General features: G+C 49.8%; 12 protein-coding genes and 1 pseudogene. 11 read left to right on the plus strand and 2 right to left on the minus strand.

The window, feature by feature from the left end; genetic code table 11:
- Positions 1-143: 143 nt before the first annotated feature.
- The 6 genes from ACFPQ4_RS09590 to ACFPQ4_RS09615 all read left to right on the plus strand — a co-directional run bounded on the left by ACFPQ4_RS09590 (position 144) and on the right by ACFPQ4_RS09615 (position 7,773).
- A complete protein-coding gene (locus tag ACFPQ4_RS09590) occupies positions 144-1,940 on the plus strand; it encodes a sensor histidine kinase (RefSeq protein ID WP_378111598.1) in 1,797 nt (598 codons plus the stop codon).
- On the plus strand, positions 1,918-2,994 hold the full coding sequence (locus ACFPQ4_RS09595) for a response regulator transcription factor (RefSeq protein ID WP_378111599.1): 1,077 nt from the start codon (positions 1,918-1,920) through the stop codon (positions 2,992-2,994). The genes ACFPQ4_RS09590 and ACFPQ4_RS09595 overlap by 23 nt, the downstream gene beginning before the upstream one ends.
- 62 nt (positions 2,995-3,056) lie before the next feature.
- A complete protein-coding gene (locus tag ACFPQ4_RS09600) occupies positions 3,057-4,403 on the plus strand; it encodes an ABC transporter substrate-binding protein (RefSeq protein WP_378111600.1) in 1,347 nt (448 codons plus the stop codon).
- A gap of 30 nt (positions 4,404-4,433) precedes the next feature.
- Positions 4,434-5,333 (plus strand): carbohydrate ABC transporter permease, encoded by a 900-nt coding sequence (locus ACFPQ4_RS09605; RefSeq protein WP_378111601.1) that lies wholly within the window; start codon positions 4,434-4,436, stop codon positions 5,331-5,333.
- Complete coding sequence (locus ACFPQ4_RS09610; RefSeq protein ID WP_378111602.1) at positions 5,330-6,151, plus strand: carbohydrate ABC transporter permease; 822 nt, start codon at positions 5,330-5,332, stop codon at positions 6,149-6,151. The genes ACFPQ4_RS09605 and ACFPQ4_RS09610 overlap by 4 nt, the downstream gene beginning before the upstream one ends.
- Positions 6,148-7,773 (plus strand): cellulase family glycosylhydrolase, encoded by a 1,626-nt coding sequence (locus ACFPQ4_RS09615; RefSeq protein ID WP_378111603.1) that lies wholly within the window; start codon positions 6,148-6,150, stop codon positions 7,771-7,773. The genes ACFPQ4_RS09610 and ACFPQ4_RS09615 overlap by 4 nt, the downstream gene beginning before the upstream one ends.
- Before the next feature lie 66 nt (positions 7,774-7,839).
- Here the strand turns inward: ACFPQ4_RS09615 and ACFPQ4_RS09620 are convergent, their stop codons facing one another.
- The gene (locus ACFPQ4_RS09620) at positions 7,840-9,213 is read right to left on the minus strand and encodes an MATE family efflux transporter (protein ID WP_378111604.1); all 1,374 of its coding nucleotides are present in this window, start codon (positions 9,211-9,213) and stop codon (positions 7,840-7,842) included.
- A gap of 262 nt (positions 9,214-9,475) precedes the next feature.
- Here ACFPQ4_RS09620 and ACFPQ4_RS09625 point away from each other — a divergent pair, with 262 nt between their 5' ends.
- Positions 9,476-10,696 (plus strand): MFS transporter, encoded by a 1,221-nt coding sequence (locus ACFPQ4_RS09625; RefSeq protein WP_378111690.1) that lies wholly within the window; start codon positions 9,476-9,478, stop codon positions 10,694-10,696.
- Here the strand turns inward: ACFPQ4_RS09625 and ACFPQ4_RS09630 are convergent.
- Positions 10,689-11,105 carry a hypothetical protein gene (locus ACFPQ4_RS09630; RefSeq protein WP_378111605.1) on the minus strand — a complete coding sequence of 139 codons (417 nt, stop codon included), beginning with the start codon at positions 11,103-11,105 and terminating at the stop codon, positions 10,689-10,691. The genes ACFPQ4_RS09625 and ACFPQ4_RS09630 overlap by 8 nt on opposite strands.
- Before the next feature lie 429 nt (positions 11,106-11,534).
- On the opposite strand from ACFPQ4_RS09630, the pseudogene ACFPQ4_RS09635 reads away from it, so the two are divergent.
- From ACFPQ4_RS09635 to ACFPQ4_RS09650, 4 genes and pseudogenes are all read left to right on the plus strand, one after another.
- A pseudogene (locus ACFPQ4_RS09635) lies at positions 11,535-11,744 on the plus strand (sugar ABC transporter permease); the annotation flags it as partial.
- Positions 11,745-12,013: 269 nt separating this feature from the next.
- A complete protein-coding gene (locus tag ACFPQ4_RS09640; RefSeq protein WP_378111606.1) occupies positions 12,014-12,862 on the plus strand; it encodes an AraC family transcriptional regulator in 849 nt (282 codons plus the stop codon).
- A 796-nt stretch (positions 12,863-13,658) separates the two neighbouring features.
- Positions 13,659-14,765: a DUF262 domain-containing protein gene (locus tag ACFPQ4_RS09645; protein WP_378111607.1), complete on the plus strand. Its 1,107-nt coding sequence runs from the start codon at positions 13,659-13,661 to the stop codon at positions 14,763-14,765.
- On the plus strand, positions 14,762-15,406 hold the full coding sequence (locus tag ACFPQ4_RS09650; protein ID WP_378111608.1) for an MAE_28990/MAE_18760 family HEPN-like nuclease: 645 nt from the start codon (positions 14,762-14,764) through the stop codon (positions 15,404-15,406). Before ACFPQ4_RS09645 ends, ACFPQ4_RS09650 begins: the two co-directional genes overlap by 4 nt.
- Positions 15,407-15,568 lie beyond the last annotated feature (162 nt).

Consider the following 15,568-nt stretch of genomic DNA (forward strand, 5'->3'; position numbering starts at 1 on the left):
GCATGCTCCTTCTGCATTCAATCGCATCAATATAATTCAATTACCTGCATCAATAAAGTACAATTTTCGCATGGAGGATTGTTGCTCCATAGCCTCGAATACCTTGGACACGGCATATGACGAATCGGTCGAGGAGGGTTTGCATGAAGCGTCTAAGTATACGCCTTCGATTGATGATCTTAATGATTTGCTTAACGACGTTACCCGTGCTGACGGTCACTTGGATCGCGACGCTGAATACGCGGGAGTCCGTGAAGACGGAGATCGTAAACGCCAACATGTCGCGGATGTTGTGGGCGGAGCAGTACTTGGGCGAGATGGTTCAACAGGTCGAGTCCGTGTTCACGAGCTTGCAGATTAACGAGAAGCTGATGCAGAGCATGGAAGAGGTGGACAGCCAGGACCCGGGCGTGCAATCCCGCAGCCAGAACGAGATTCGAACCGCGCTCACTTCTTTCCTCTATTCCAACTCCCGGCGCTTCGAAGAGTTTACGTTGTACATGCATCCCAAGCAATTGGCTTATTCGGTGGACTTCTCGGGGAGCGGCGCCTTGTACCCCTTGAATATAGAAGGCGGAAGCTGGCAACGGATGAACGAAGGGCCGATCAATCTCTATCTCGAGCCTTCGAATGAAGGCATCTACGCCTATCATAGTATCAATCGTTTCGAGGATCGGCAGATGATGGGCGGATTATCGGTGCGCATCGACAACGAGGTGTGGAAGGAAGTTAACGGGATTTTGCTGTCCGAGAACGAAAGCTCCGTCTATCTGATCAATGACCGCGCGGAGCTGTTAACGTTATCCGGTGCTTCTAACGGCGGGTTGCCTTCCGAGGCGATCTCGATGGCGAGCCAGTTACGTTCATTCGAATCCAAGCCTCGGTTCTTCAAGACGGACCAGTTCTTCTACTTTCTGAAAAAAGTCGACGACGGCGAGCTCACGATCATTAAGGCGATCCCCATCTCCGCGGTGCAGCAAAGCGCAAACTCCACGATCCGAGCCGGTATCGTCACCGGGCTGCTTTTCGCGGTAGCTTCGTTGCTGCTGTCGGTTCTAGTCTCGTTGCGGATTAGCCGTCCGATCGTGCGACTGGCCAAGAAGATGCGAATGGCGGATCCGAACCAATTGGCGTACACGTCCGTGAATACGAGGGATGAGATCGGTCTTCTCGAACGCGGGTATAACTCTTTGGTTCAACGGGTGAAAGTGTTGATCGAGCACGAATACCAGCGGGAGATCGATGTCAAGAACGCGCAGCTTGCCGCTCTACAGGCGCAGATCAATCCTCACTTCTTGAACAATACGCTTCATATGATCGGCGGCATGGCGTTAGCCAAGAAGGCGCCGGAGATTTACCAAGTGACGAAGGTGATCGGGGATCTGCTTCGTTATTCGATCGAAGGCGACGAGGAACTGGTGTCCTTGGATAACGAGCTTAAGCATATGAACAACTACTTATACATCCAGCAGCAGCGGTTCGCCGGCAGATGCCAGGTAAGCTTGATCAACCGTTATGAAGGTCCGGAAATCCGGCTGCCGAAGTTCACGCTTCAACCGCTCGTGGAAAACGCGTTCGAACACGGCTTGCAGAGGCAAGAAGGACGCTGGAACTTGGAAATACGGATCGTACGAGCGGGAACGCGCCTAGCTTTCCTGATCAAAGATGCCGGAGTAGGGATGACGCGCGAACGGTTAGCGCAAATTCGTCTAGACGTTCTGGGCCAAACCGACAGTCCTCCTCCGCCATCGGAGAATGACGGGCCGAAGCGTCGCCAAGGGATCGGCCTCAAAAACGTCGATTCCAGGTTGCGATTGCGTTACGGAAACCGATATCGCGTCAGAATTTTCAGCCAAGAAGGGCATGGCACGTTGATTGCGATCGCTCTGCCGCTGGAATGGAGAGGAGAGAATAGTAATGTACCGAGTTCTGATCATTGACGACGAGCCCTGGTCGCGAGAAGTCGTGAAGTCGCTAGGCGAGTGGGAGAAACTGAACTTGACGATCGCGGGCGAAGCGGAAGACGGCAACACGGGGTTGCGTCTGATCGAATCGTTAAATCCGGACATCGTCATTACCGATATGAGAATGCCCGGGTTGGACGGCGTCGGATTGCTTAAGGCGATTAACGAGAAGTTTCCGGTTATTAAAATCATCGTGATCAGCGGCTATGACGACTTCGTCTACCTGAAGCAAGCCGTCACGTCCAGAGCGACGGACTATTTGCTCAAGCCGATCGATCCGAATGAACTGAACGTGGCGTTGGCCAAGTGCGGCGTGGAACTGGATCGGAGCAGGAGCGCTGACTACGCGCGCGCGAACGTGGAATATTCCGTATTCGAGCAACCGGAGCAACGCGACCGGTATTTGAACATTCGCAAGCAATTGCGCAACAGCTTACTGGAGTTGGACGCGGAAGGCGTTCAAGAATGCCTTCGCAAACTCGACGAACGAATGCTTGCGAAGATCGCTCAAGACTTGATTCTACTTGTCGAAGAGTTCGCTGCAGAGAACGAGATCGTTCTGAAGCAGGTATGGGACCGCGGCGGGTATTCGTTCGACGGGACGATCGATTCGCTTGCCTACATTTACGAGGAAGTGTTGAAGGATGCGATCGCTTTTCGCCACAACCGCAACCGATTGGATCTGTCGGACGTGACTTTGTTCATCGACCGCCATTTTCAAGACAACATCACTTTGGACACGGTCGCTAACTATTTTCACGTATCGAAGGAGCATTTGAGCCGATCGTTCAAGGCGCATACGGGACGGAACATGACGGATTATATCGTGCAGTTGAAGATGAACAAGGCGCAGGAGATGATGGAGGGCGGGTTGCCGATCAAGCATGCCGCCGAGCTGACGGGGTATACGGACATCGCGTATTTTTACCGGGTATTCAAGAAGCAGTTCGGCATCACGCCGGGTGATTGGGTGAAGCAGAGAGAAGCGCATCAAAATCGTGCAATAAAAGATAACAATATCCTCGAATGATGAGAGCGGTATCCTTCTCCTACAATGAAGAGGCATCCACAATCAATCAGGGGGAATAGACAATGAAGAAAGCGCTTAATCTCGGTGTTGCTCTTCTCATGACGACGGCGATATTGGCTGCCTGCAGCAACAACGATTCGAACAACGAAGCGTCCAGCAGCGCGCCTGCCAGCACCGATGCCGCTAGCCCGCCGGCAAGCCCATCCTCCAGCGCTCCCGCATCCCAAGCAGAGGCTAAGGAAGTCGAGCTGAACGTCTTCATCGGCGCTCCGCGGTTCAAGGATCAGTTCGATAAGTACTTCGAGAAGTTCAAAGCCAAGGAGCTCGCGGACAAAAATATCGACGTGACGATCAACTTGGAAATGCCCGCGCCGGAGCAAGCCAAAGACGTGCTGAAAGCTCGGCTGGCATCCGGAGATGCGCCGGACGTATTCGACCTTCATGCGACGCAAGACATTCCGAGCTATTATAAAGCCGGTTACTTGACCGACCTATCCGATCAGCCGTTCGTCGGCAAGCTGTACGACGGGGTGAAGCAGACCGTCACGCTGGACGGCAAAGTGCTCGCGGTTCCGATGGAAAGCTTGTCGTGGGGCTATCTGTACAACAAGAAGATGTTCGCGGACAACGGCATCACGCCTCCGCAAACGTTGGACGAGATGAAAGCCGTCGTCGACAAGCTGAACGCCGCCAAGGTGACCCCGTTCCTGCTCGCGTATCAAGAATCGTGGGTTCCGCAGTTAATGACGGCGCTCTCCATCGGCGGACTCGTGTCCTCCGAGCATCCGGATTGGATCGCCAAGATGAGCAAGGGCGAGGCTTCGTACGCCGATATTTCCGGTATCTTCGATATTATCGATCTGATCAACGCCAACGGCAGCGCCAAGCCGTTCGAAGTCGGCAGCGGTCAAGGCTCCACGGACTTCGCCAACGGCAAAGCCGCGATGTGGATCCAAGGTCCGTGGATGGCCGAGTCGATCCTCAAGGCGAAGCCGGACTTCGAATTCGGGGTAGCGCCGCTTCCGGTCAGCAACAATCCGGCCGGCACGATGATCAATCTGGCGACTTCCACTTCGCTAGCGGTATCCTCGTCGAGCAAAAATCCCGAGGTCGCCAAAGATTTGGTCAACTTCATTCTCGACGACAAAGAATCTTCGGCATTGTTCGAGGAACTGAAGTTCAATCCGATCGCGACCGTGCATAGCTACGAGACGTTCCCTTGGATCGAAGAAGCGACGTCTTACGTCTCCCAAGGCAAAGCGTATTTGGATCTTCAAATGCCGCCGGGAGTTACGGACGAACAAGCGAAGCTGCTGCAAAGCTACTATACCAAGGACGTGTCCAAGGACGAGTTCATTAAGACGATGGATCAGACGTGGGCCAAAGCGATCAAGGTTGCCGGACAATAATAGAGAAGCCGTTTACGGGGAGTGAGGACAGTGACATCGACATCGGCATCGACGAGAAAACGCAGACGCGCGGTCACCTTAATCGCCTTCATATTCCCTGCGCTGTTGTTCTACGCCGTATTCACGCTAGCCCCCGCTTTCGGGGGCGCGTGGTACAGCCTGACAGACTGGAACGGATTGAATCCCACCTACCATATGGTGGGATTCTCCAATTACACGGAGGCTTTTACGCAAGACGGATCTTTTATCGACTCGATCTGGTTTACGCTTAAGTACGTGATTTTCATGGTTATCTTGCAGAACGTCATCTCCCTTGCGCTCGCGGTGTTCGTTGAATCCCGCGGACGAAGCAAGGTATGGTTCAGAACGATATTTTTCATGCCGAACATGATCAGCTTGATCATCGGCGGGTTCATGTGGATGTTCATCTTCACGAAGGTGCTGCCGGTCGTCGCTGCGAAGTTGGGCTTGCGCTTCTTGGATCAGTCGTGGATTGGCGACCCGAACTACAGCTTCTACGCTATTCTGATTCTGTCGCTGTGGGGCGGAGTCGGGTACCTGATGGTCATTTACATTGCCGCTATGCAGAATGTACCGCAATCATTGAAGGAAGCGGCGGAAATCGACGGAGCAACGCCATTCCAGGTGTTCCGCAACGTGACGCTTCCGATGATCTATCCCGCTGTAACGATCGGACTGTTCCTGACGCTGAACAGCTCGTTCAAAGTGTTCGAAGCCGTTTTCGCGTTGACAGGCGGCGGGCCGGGAAGAGCTACTCAGGTCATCTCGATGAACATCTATGAAGAAGCTTTCTCCTTCAGCAACCGGTTCGGTTACGCGAGCGCCAAAGCGATGATCCTGTTCGCGGTCGTATTCGCGATCACGATGGTGCAGCTGACGGTCATGAAGAGAAGGGAGATGGAAGCATGAAGCTTCGGTCGAACTTCATCCGGCTACTGTTGCTGTTAGGCGCTTTGTTCACGTTATTTCCGATCTTGATGGGCGTATTGAACTCTCTGAAGACCGAAGGGGACATGATGAACAACATCCTCTCGATCCCATCGAAGCTGGAGTTCGGCAATTACGCGGACGCCTATAAGAAAATTCGGTTCATGCACGCTCTGGGCAACACGGTTACGGTAGCGGCGGTAGGCTTATTCGGCATTATCGTGTGCGCTTCTTTGGCGGGTTACAAGCTGTCGCGGACGCCGGGCAAACTGAGCGCATTCTTGTTCGGTCTCTTCGTCATGTCCATGCTCATACCTTTCCACTCGATCATGATCTCTCTTACGATCATCGCCGATCGCTTGCACGTGCAAGGGTCGACGGTCGGACTTGGACTAATATACGTCGGGCTCGGCGTACCGATGGCAATCTTCCTCTACCATGGGTTCGTCAAGACGATTCCACGGGAATTGGATGAAGCGGCAATGATCGACGGGTGCAGCGAAGTTCGGTTGTACGCCTCGGTTATTTTCCCGTTGTTGCTTCCGATTACCGCCACGGTCGCCATCTTGAACTTGCTATGGATGTGGAACGACTTCCTGTTGCCCTTATTGATGATCACGAGGATGGACCAATATACGTTATTGCTCTCTACCAACATGTTGTTTGGACAATACGGCAACAACGACTGGTCGGCGATCTTGGCTTCTCTCGTGCTGGCGATGCTGCCGGTCATTATCTTCTACTTGGTCTTGCAAAAATACATCTTAAACGGCATCGCGGAAGGAGCGGTCAAAGGGTGAACGAGGACGTACGGGGTTATTTGAGAGCAGAAGGCCGCAAGCTCGTTAACGAGGCGGGCGACGAAGTGTTGCTTCGCGGCGTCGGGTTCGGAAGCTGGATGCTGCCGGAAGGTTACATGTGGCGGTTCCCGAGCGGTGGCGACAGGCCGCGTCGGATCGAAGCGATGATTACGGAGTTAATCGGCGAGCCTAAGTCGGAGCTGTTCTGGCAGCTGTATTATGATAGGTACATTTCGAGAGCGGATATCGAGCGGATCGCGCTGGAAGGCTTCAATTCGGTGCGCCTGCCCATCCATTGGAGAGTATTGATGGAGGAGGGCGAGACGGCCGTATTCAAGGAAAACGGCTTACGCTTACTCGATCAAGTGATAGACTGGTGTCGCGTATATCGGCTCTATGTCGTTCTCGATCTTCATGGCGCGCCCGGCGGGCAGACCGGCACGAATATCGACGACTCGGAGCGGGATCTTGCGGAGCTGTTCACGGACGAGAACAATCGCAGGCTGACGGTGGAGCTATGGCGCATGCTAGCAAAGCGGTACAAGGACGAGTGGATCGTCGCGGGTTACGACTTGCTTAACGAGCCGTTGCCGGACTGGTTCTCGCAATATAACCCCCTGGTTATGCCTTTGTATCGCGACATCATCAAGGCGATCCGGGAAGAAGACCAGCGGCACATGATAATTCTGGAGGGGGCGCATTGGGCAACGGATTGGACGATCTTCGACGAGAAGCCGGACGATAACCTGATGCTGCAGTTCCATAAGTACTGGAACAACCCGGACACCGAAAGCATTCAGAAATTTCTCGATAAGCGGGACGAGTGGGATGTGCCGATCTTCATGGGCGAAGGCGGAGAGAACAACAAGGATTGGTACGCGGGCGCCTTCAGGCTATATGAGGATCATGACATCTCGTGGAATTTCTGGACGTGGAAGAAGATGGACACGGACAATTCCCCTTGCTCCATACGTAAGCCGAAAGGCTGGGAGCTGCTTGTTGCGTATCTAGAGGGAGGCGAGAAGCCGTCCCCGGCAACGGCCGAACGTATCCTGTGGGCTTACCTGGATAACTTGCCGATCGAAGCTTGCGACTACCATTCAGACGTCGTTAATGCGTTATTCCGCAGACCGACGGTTCGGATTCCCGCTATTTTCTACGGATACAAGGAGGAAGGAATAGGTTTTGGGAGATATGGCGGGTTGAAGCGGGAGACAAGCGCGATCGGGTTCCGGGACGGCGACGGAACGGATATCCGATTCCTGGCTCGCGGGGAGCAATCGGCCCCGAACTTCCAGCACGGGGGCGGCGAGCCGTGGAAGGACGAAGATTGGTTATACGTTCATCTGGAGCCGGGCGAGTGGTTGGCCTATGAATTCGAGATGGAAGATGATTATGCGGTGTCCGTTGAATTGAGATTATCGGCGGAAGACACAGCCGGACGCTTAGTCGTATGCGTGGATGACAGTGTAATCGGCGAGGCAGTGCCGGCTTCGGAAGGATGGAGCTCGGTTAGCGTAGCCGGCACATTCCCTCTAGCGAGAGGACAGCATCGGATCGAAGTCCGCGCGAAAGGCGGAGCGGTGGACTTGATGTGGTTAAGTCCGACGGCACGCTCCTAGTATAAACGCAGGGCCATAGCAAAAAATCCCTTCATCCATAAAGGATGAAGGGATTTTTGTTTTAGGTCACGCCTCAACCGTCGTATTCGGCACCGAGCTTGCCGTAACGAGAGCTTTGCCTCTCCAAGCCTGACTGCGCCAGCGGAACAGCATAATAATACCGCGCGCCCATTCGTCCGCGGCGATCGCGAGCCAGACGCCTGCGAGTCCCATATCCAGCACGAACACGAGGAAGTAGCCGAGCGGCAAGCTCATGAACACCATGGAGATAACGCCCCAATAGACGGTATACTTCGCATCGCCGGCCGCCCGCAGCGCCGGAACGAGCACCAGGTTGAGCGAGCGTCCCGTCTCCAGCACGAGACTGAGAATGACCATCTGCGTCGCCAGCTTCAAGATGGCGGGATCATCCGTGAATATGCCGATGAGCGGGTGCCGAAACGCGATGGCGAGCAGATCGATCGCCACCGTGATCATGATGCTCCAGCGAGCGCTGACCCAGACACGCTTGTAAGCATCATCCGGACGTCCGCCGCCGACGAAACGTCCTACGAGTATCGATGTACCCATTCCGCAGGCGGCGCTGAAGACGTAGACATACATCGAGAGGTTCATCGCGTATTGCCGCGAAGCGAGCGCCGTCTCGCCCAACGTCGCTATGTAGTACAGGAAGACCGATTGGCACGTATGGTAGAGAATGGACTCCAGCGCCGTCGGAATGCCGATCTTGAGTATTTTGCCTAAGTAATCCTTGCTGAAGGTGACATAATCCTTGAAAGCGATGCGATAGTCGACGACCCGAAGCATCATCCAGAAGAAGACGACGACCGCCAATCCGCGGCTAATAATCGTCGAGATCGCGGCGCCTTCCACCCCAAGTTCCGGGAACCCTGCCTTGCCGAAAATAAGCAAATAGTTCAGGACGACGTGGACGACGTTCATACCGAGCGCGACGTACATTGCTTCTTTCGCGTAGCCGTACGTACGAATGATACCCGACAGAGCATTGATGATCGCTTGGAAGAAGATCCAACCGCCGACGAGTCGAAGGTACGTTACCGCGATATGGAACGTATCCTCTTCTAGATTCATCAGATGCAGGAGCGGTTCCGTGAAAGCGATGAAAAGCAGGCTAAGCGCAAGTCCCGCAAGCAAATTCATCGTGACGGTCAGCGCGGAAATTTTGGACGCTTCCATCCGGTTGCCGGAGCCGAGATATTGCGAGATGACGACGTCCGCGCCGTTGTTGATGACCCCGATAATGAGGATGGCGATGAATATAAATTGCGATGCGACGCCGACCGCCGATACGGCGGCATCGGATACGCCGCTAAGCATGAGCGTGTCGGCGGAGCCCATGAGCATGAATAGCAAGCTTTCCAGCAAAATCGGCCAGGTAAGGCCGAATAGCTTAAGCTCTCGGTCTTGAACCGTTTGCATGTATAGCACCTCTTATTGTGTGAACTCGTAGGAGTAGACGAACAATGAACTATGTTATCATAAACGCGTGTTCACAACAACAGGGGATTGGTGGTGTTTGCATGATCCGGCGAAAGTCGAAAAGTTATTGTATGTTTTGCAACTAACGTATCCTCTATAATGTCCTTATAGCCCGACCATTCGAACAAGGCGCCGAGGCGCTCATGTCATCATGCTTTCACCTGTAGGAGGTCGCCTTTTGCCTAGTTTCAGTCGTTCTCGTATGAATATGCTTATGCTGCTCTTCGTCGTCTTTGGCGGATTTCTTATTTTTGGACTATCGGAAAATATTAAGGGACCCGCGATTCCTCGCATACAGCTGGATTTCGGGTTAGACGAAGGTCAATTAGGGCAATTGCTGGCGCTCAATTCGCTCGGCTATTTGGTTGCCTGTATGTTCACCTCCGCGCTCGCACGGCGGATCGGCATTCGCTGGACCGGCATCGCGGCTTTCGCGTCCATGACGATAGCGGGCTTCTTCATCTACCTGTCATCCGGTTATGCTTCCTTGACCGCTTCGTACTTCCTGCTTTATATCGGCAACGGGATGCTGGAGATCGGGCTTGCGATTATGGCGGCTCGCATCTTCGTCACCAACACGGGCACGATGATGAACGTGGCCCATTTCTTCTACGGACTCAGCTCGACGGTCGCCCCGATCTTCGCGGCTTCGATGATGGGTTGGCCGGCTCCGTTCGGAGGGGGAGAGATCGGCTGGAGAGGCATGTACGCGATCATATTGGCGCTGTCCGTCCTACCGATCATCCCGTCGCTCATAGGCAAGTTCCCCGAGGAGACGCATCCGGAGGAAGAACGCGTCTCTTACCGCACGATGCTGCGAGATCCGATCGCTTGGCTCATCGTCGCGATTCTTTCGTTCGGCGTCGCCTCGGAGCTGGCTATCGGAAGCTGGCTTGTCAACTTCTTGGAGAAAGCCTACGACTGGAACGTCGAAGACGCCTCGGGCATGTTGTCGTTGTTCTTCCTCTTCTTCATGCTGGCGCGGCTGATCCTCGGCCCGATCACGGACCGGATAGGCTATACCGTGTCCGTCATGCTGTTCGCGGCGCTATCCGGTCTATGCAGTTTGGCCGCCGTGCTCGTCGGCGAATCCGGAGCGATTATGTTCGCGATCGCGGGCGTCGGCATCGCTCCGATCTATCCGACCGTTATGGCGATGATCGCGAAGTTTTACCCGAAAGGAACGGATACGGCCATCACGTTCATCGTAACGATGATGGGCATCGCAAGCGTCATCTGCAATTTGACGATCGGGTACTTGATTGATGGGGTTCGCGGGTTATTCGCACGGAGAGGCTCGTCGGAGAGTGAGCTTCTCGGTATGCAAGCGGGTTATGCGTTCATCGCGTTGCTTGCGCTTGTATGCGCGGTTTGTTGTCTGGCGCTCTATTTCGTTCTTCGGCATAGGCGCGAGATCATCTAGTCGTTTTACGATTAATCAACTTAAGCGTCTTGACGATCTTAGGGACATCCTTGTTGACCATTCGCCTTAGCATGCGAATCGGCCTGCCGTATTTTTTATAATCGTAATCATCCCCGGCCTTATTGAGAAATTCGTCAGGCATCTCCTCAGGCAGAGAATAGGCGAAGATCCGTCCATCACGCTCGGCGAGGAAGATGATAGGGGAATCCTTGTATTGCGCGCGCCATTGTTTGCGGGTCATGCGATACACGCTCACGGTGAGCACGTCGATATACACCTTGCCTTTGTACTTGAATAGAAATTGTAAGTCGCCTAGCCGGCTCGTACGTTTAACGACAATGTAGCGCCTCCACCAACCGGGTAATTGAAGGCTGAACCCGTTTTTCGTATCCGTATACTTAATAATCATCACGTCCAATATCCATATAGTCTTGGTTATACCGTATTCGTGCGACTATTTTTTTGACTATGCGGAAGCGGCTGCTGAGGAACAAATCCGGCACTTAGTCCCGTCGATAGCAAAATTTCGGCAGAAGATTGACGGAAACCGCAATCGGAAGACAAGGAAAAGTAATTTTTAGCACCTAAAAAGGCACGCCATCCCACCGAATGGCGTGTCTTTTTGTGCCGAAATCGCGATCCCAGTGCACAGAAGTCAGAATCGTTCACTGAACAAATCGCTGGAATGTACACGAGTGAACTGTATTTACACTACTTCACTTTCAGCCGACCCTCTATAGTTGGAATCAGCCCGATACGAAGCCAATATCTAGCAATCACTGGAGTCCACATCGCGGCAAAGACAAAGAGACCAAGGAGGGGCGCGTAGAACATGTTCAAGAAAAAAGGGATCATCCACGAACTCGTCAAAAACCGCATATTGTTTCTCATGCTGATGCCGGTACTCGTGTACTTTCTCATTAATAACTACTTTCCGATGATCGGCGTATATTACGCGTTCGTGCAATTCGACTTCAGAACGGATCTGTTCCATATGGATTTCATCGGGCTCAAAAACTTCGAGTTTCTATGGAAATCCGGCAAGTTGATTTTGGCCGCAAAAAAACGACTGATCGCTTTGTAAAAAAGCGAACAGACGCTATGCCTTCTGCTATGTTTCTTGCTGGCTGACCTCAGCGGTTCAACAGACCGCTCAACAGTCTAGCTTGCCAAAGTGGTTAATCAACACTAAGTCAACGACCGTGTTATTATGGTCTTTAAGTAAGTGTAATTCGACATACTGACTTTTTCGTGCAGTAAATGCAAGGCATTCAATATTTATCTCCGATAAGATTGATCTCGAAGGGAGGGGACGCGATGGATTGGCTGGACAGAATGAATAGCGCCATGGATTACATCGAAGCAAATTTAACGGCCAGCATCTCCTATGATGAAATTGCGCGGAAAGCCTATTGCTCGACGTATCATTTTCAAAGAATGTTTCCTTTTATAACCGGCGTATCGTTATCTGAGTATATTCGGCGTCGACGTCTAACGTTGGCGGCGTTCGAGCTCCAGACCACGGATGCGAAGGTTATCGAGGTAGCCATGAAATATGGATATGATTCGCCAGAAGCGTTTGCACGTGCATTCAAGAATCTTCATGGAATCATGCCGATGTCCGCGCGCGATCAGGGTGTTACGCTAAAAGCCTATCCTCGAATGTCCTTTCATATTTCAATTAGAGGAGATGTCGAAATGAATTACCGCATTGAACAAAGAGGGTCTTTCGAGATGTTCGGAGTCTACGGTCTTATAAATCCGGACCAGAAAACAGCATTTTCTGAAGTTCCTATATTCCGAAAAAAATGTGATGAAGACGGTAGTGTTGCTCTAATGAACGAATTATTGGGACGATTTGGAGACACAGTTTTGCATGCTGCCTTATATGATCACACTAGAGAAAATTTCAAATACATGGTGTGTTACAACTTGCCGAAGGGACTCGAAATTCCAGAAAGATTTACAAAGCTTTCTGTTCCTGCATTAACGTGGGCGATCTTCCCGGAACCGCAATGCGATCTGCAACGATTATGGGAACGAATCTATTCCGAGTGGTTCCCGACTTCTGAACACGAACAGGTTGAAGGCCCTAGCTTTGAGATGTACTATGGAATGGCAATCAATGTTACAGGAGAAATTTGGATACCTGTTAAGAAAAAATAAACCGCCTACTTCATCGAAAAGTAAAAGTTAATTTTACAAATGGTCGGATTGGATTTCTTACCCGTCCAACCCAATCGGTAAAGGAGACGAGTAAGAGCCAAGAAACCGCGACGGACGGGGCGTTCGTGAATTTGGTACACGGCAACGCGGGGGCTCTAAAAGATCTCCGGATGGGCTTCGATTCAACACGGAGTCAACAAGTGGTTCATGAAAATACTTACAAGGGGCAGCAGCGAAGCAACGTCTTATGACGAAATACTTTAGTTGGAGCGATTGTATTTCATTTAACGACAACACAATTGCAACCGGAGAAGAATGATGTCCGAGTGACTTATAGCAGTATGCAGTTCTTGAATACATCGCCAAGTGGCTTATGCACACTGGCGATGTATTTTTCTATATCTGAAGTCAACACGGGGTCAACACACGCTACTTGAAAATACTTACAAAGCGAGCTAAATCAAATATCCACTCGCATTCCCTGCAATACGCAGTACAGATAAACATGAGGCTAGGACGTCCCATTATAGCTATAGGTAAGTCAACAACGTAACGCAACAAGAACGAGAATCAACGCAAAGTCAACGATCTTGTTGTGGATTCTCCAGCCTGCCAGAGGTTTCGGCTCTGCAAAAAGCGATCCTTTCAAAAGTAACCATTGCAAGCCGTATTGAATTGCAGAATAGCTCATCTAACTTTGCATTTCTACCTTTTGGAAATTCATGTTAAACTAAAGTCAATTAGAACGAAATAGCTGATATTTGTTCGTAAATAGAATACAAGGTGTGTGATCTATTTGTCATTAATTGAAGAAATCATGGAGAAAAATAAAGAAGTGGCTACAGATCGTTACTCAATGTCAGTTGGAGAATTAATTGCAATGTATAAAGATGGAGAACTGTTGTTACGACCTGAGTATCAGCGTTTGTTTAGGTGGACACCTGAACAAAAATCAAGGTTAGTTGAATCATTAATTCTTGGAATTCCTGTTCCCTCAATATTTATTTCTCAATTAGAAGATGGTACTTGGGAAATCATTGATGGATTGCAGAGGATGTCAACTATTCTAGAAACTACAGGCGATTTACTACATATTGACGGTAATAAAAAGAGCCCCCTTATATTGACCCGTACCAAATATCTTCCAAGCTTAGAGGGTACAAGTTGGAATCATGAAGATAGTAACCTGCAACTTCCCAACGAAGCTAAGTTAAGAATAAAAAGATCACGTATAGATGTGAATATAGTTCTTTCAAAAAGTGACCCTACATCTAAATACGAGCTGTTTCAGAGACTGAATACAGGGGGCACCCCTGCTACCGATCAAGAAGTTCGAAATGCGATCCTTGTAATGACAAACCCTGGATTTTTTAGCTGGATCTCAGAATTATCAACTCGAGAATATTTTAAAGAATGTATTATTATGTCTGATCGAGCTTTAGAAGAACAATTTGATCTTGAGTTAATTACTAGGTTTATTGTATTTCGAAACTTAGAACTGGATGAACTGACAAACATCTCTGAATTAGGAACATTTTTAACTGATAAAATCGTTTCATTAGCGGAGGATCCTTCTTTTAATAAAGAAGAAAATGAAATTGCTTTTAAAAGAACATTTGAACCTCTGGCTAGAGTTCTTGGTGATAAAAGCTTCAAGCGATACAATGCTGTCAAAGATACTGCGCAAGGTGCAATGCTTATCTCTATTTTTGAAATTATTGCAATTGGAATGTCTTATTATTTGGGTAATGCCGAAAACATCATTCATGATGAGAAGATTATTGAAGTTCACAAGGCCTTACCTGCTGAAAGAAGATTCAGTTTATCATCAGGGCAAGGAATTAGAGCCTCGACAAGAATACCGAATACTATCGGTTTAGGACGAGAGATGTTTAAGCTATGAAAATCAGAAGTGAGATCGAACTCCAAAATTTTTTAGATACGACTTGCTCGCTTAGAAAGCGCGAGTTAACAACCCTAAAGTTTCTAATAATGAGTATGAAAAGAGATCATGAGAAGAAAGCCTTAATGCGTGCTAGTACAACAATCATTTATGCTCACTGGGAAGGGTTTATTAAGAATTCTTCAATGGCTTATCTAGACTATATATCTCGCTTAAGTATTAATCTGAGTGAGTTAACAAACAACTTCATTGCACTTGCTCTAAAAGAAAGAATTACAACAACCGGTAGATCAAAAAGAACAAGTCCCCATTTAAACCTTATAAATGATTTGTTGATTAATCTCAATCAGTCTTCAATAAACACAGAAACAATAGATACCAATTCGAATTTGGATGCTGAGATTCTCCAAGATATAATGACATCTATTGGTCTTGATTTCGATTCATACTGGGAGATGAAATCACCTTTTATTGATCGTGAATTAGTAGATAGTAGAAATTCAATAGCACATGGAGAGTTAAAAGAGATTTCCGAAGATGCTTTTAATAATTTATATGATTTTGTAATCGAAGCTATGGAAAGATTTAAGACTTCCATTGAAAATGCTGCTGCACTAAAGAAATATAAAAAAACATCATAAAGAGGCTGATTTTTAATCGCAAGTCTATTTTGATAATAATGCGCAATGCTTGGTCTTGTAATTATTTCGGATTGATACCGTTTAATTAGTATGTCGATTATGATAATTGCCGCTCAATTCCGGCACTTGTGTGCTTTCCGTATAAAAGTTTGCAAACAAAAG

The sequence above is a fragment of the Cohnella yongneupensis genome (genome assembly GCF_042655785.1).
Lineage (GTDB): Bacteria > Bacillota > Bacilli > Paenibacillales > Paenibacillaceae > Cohnella > Cohnella yongneupensis.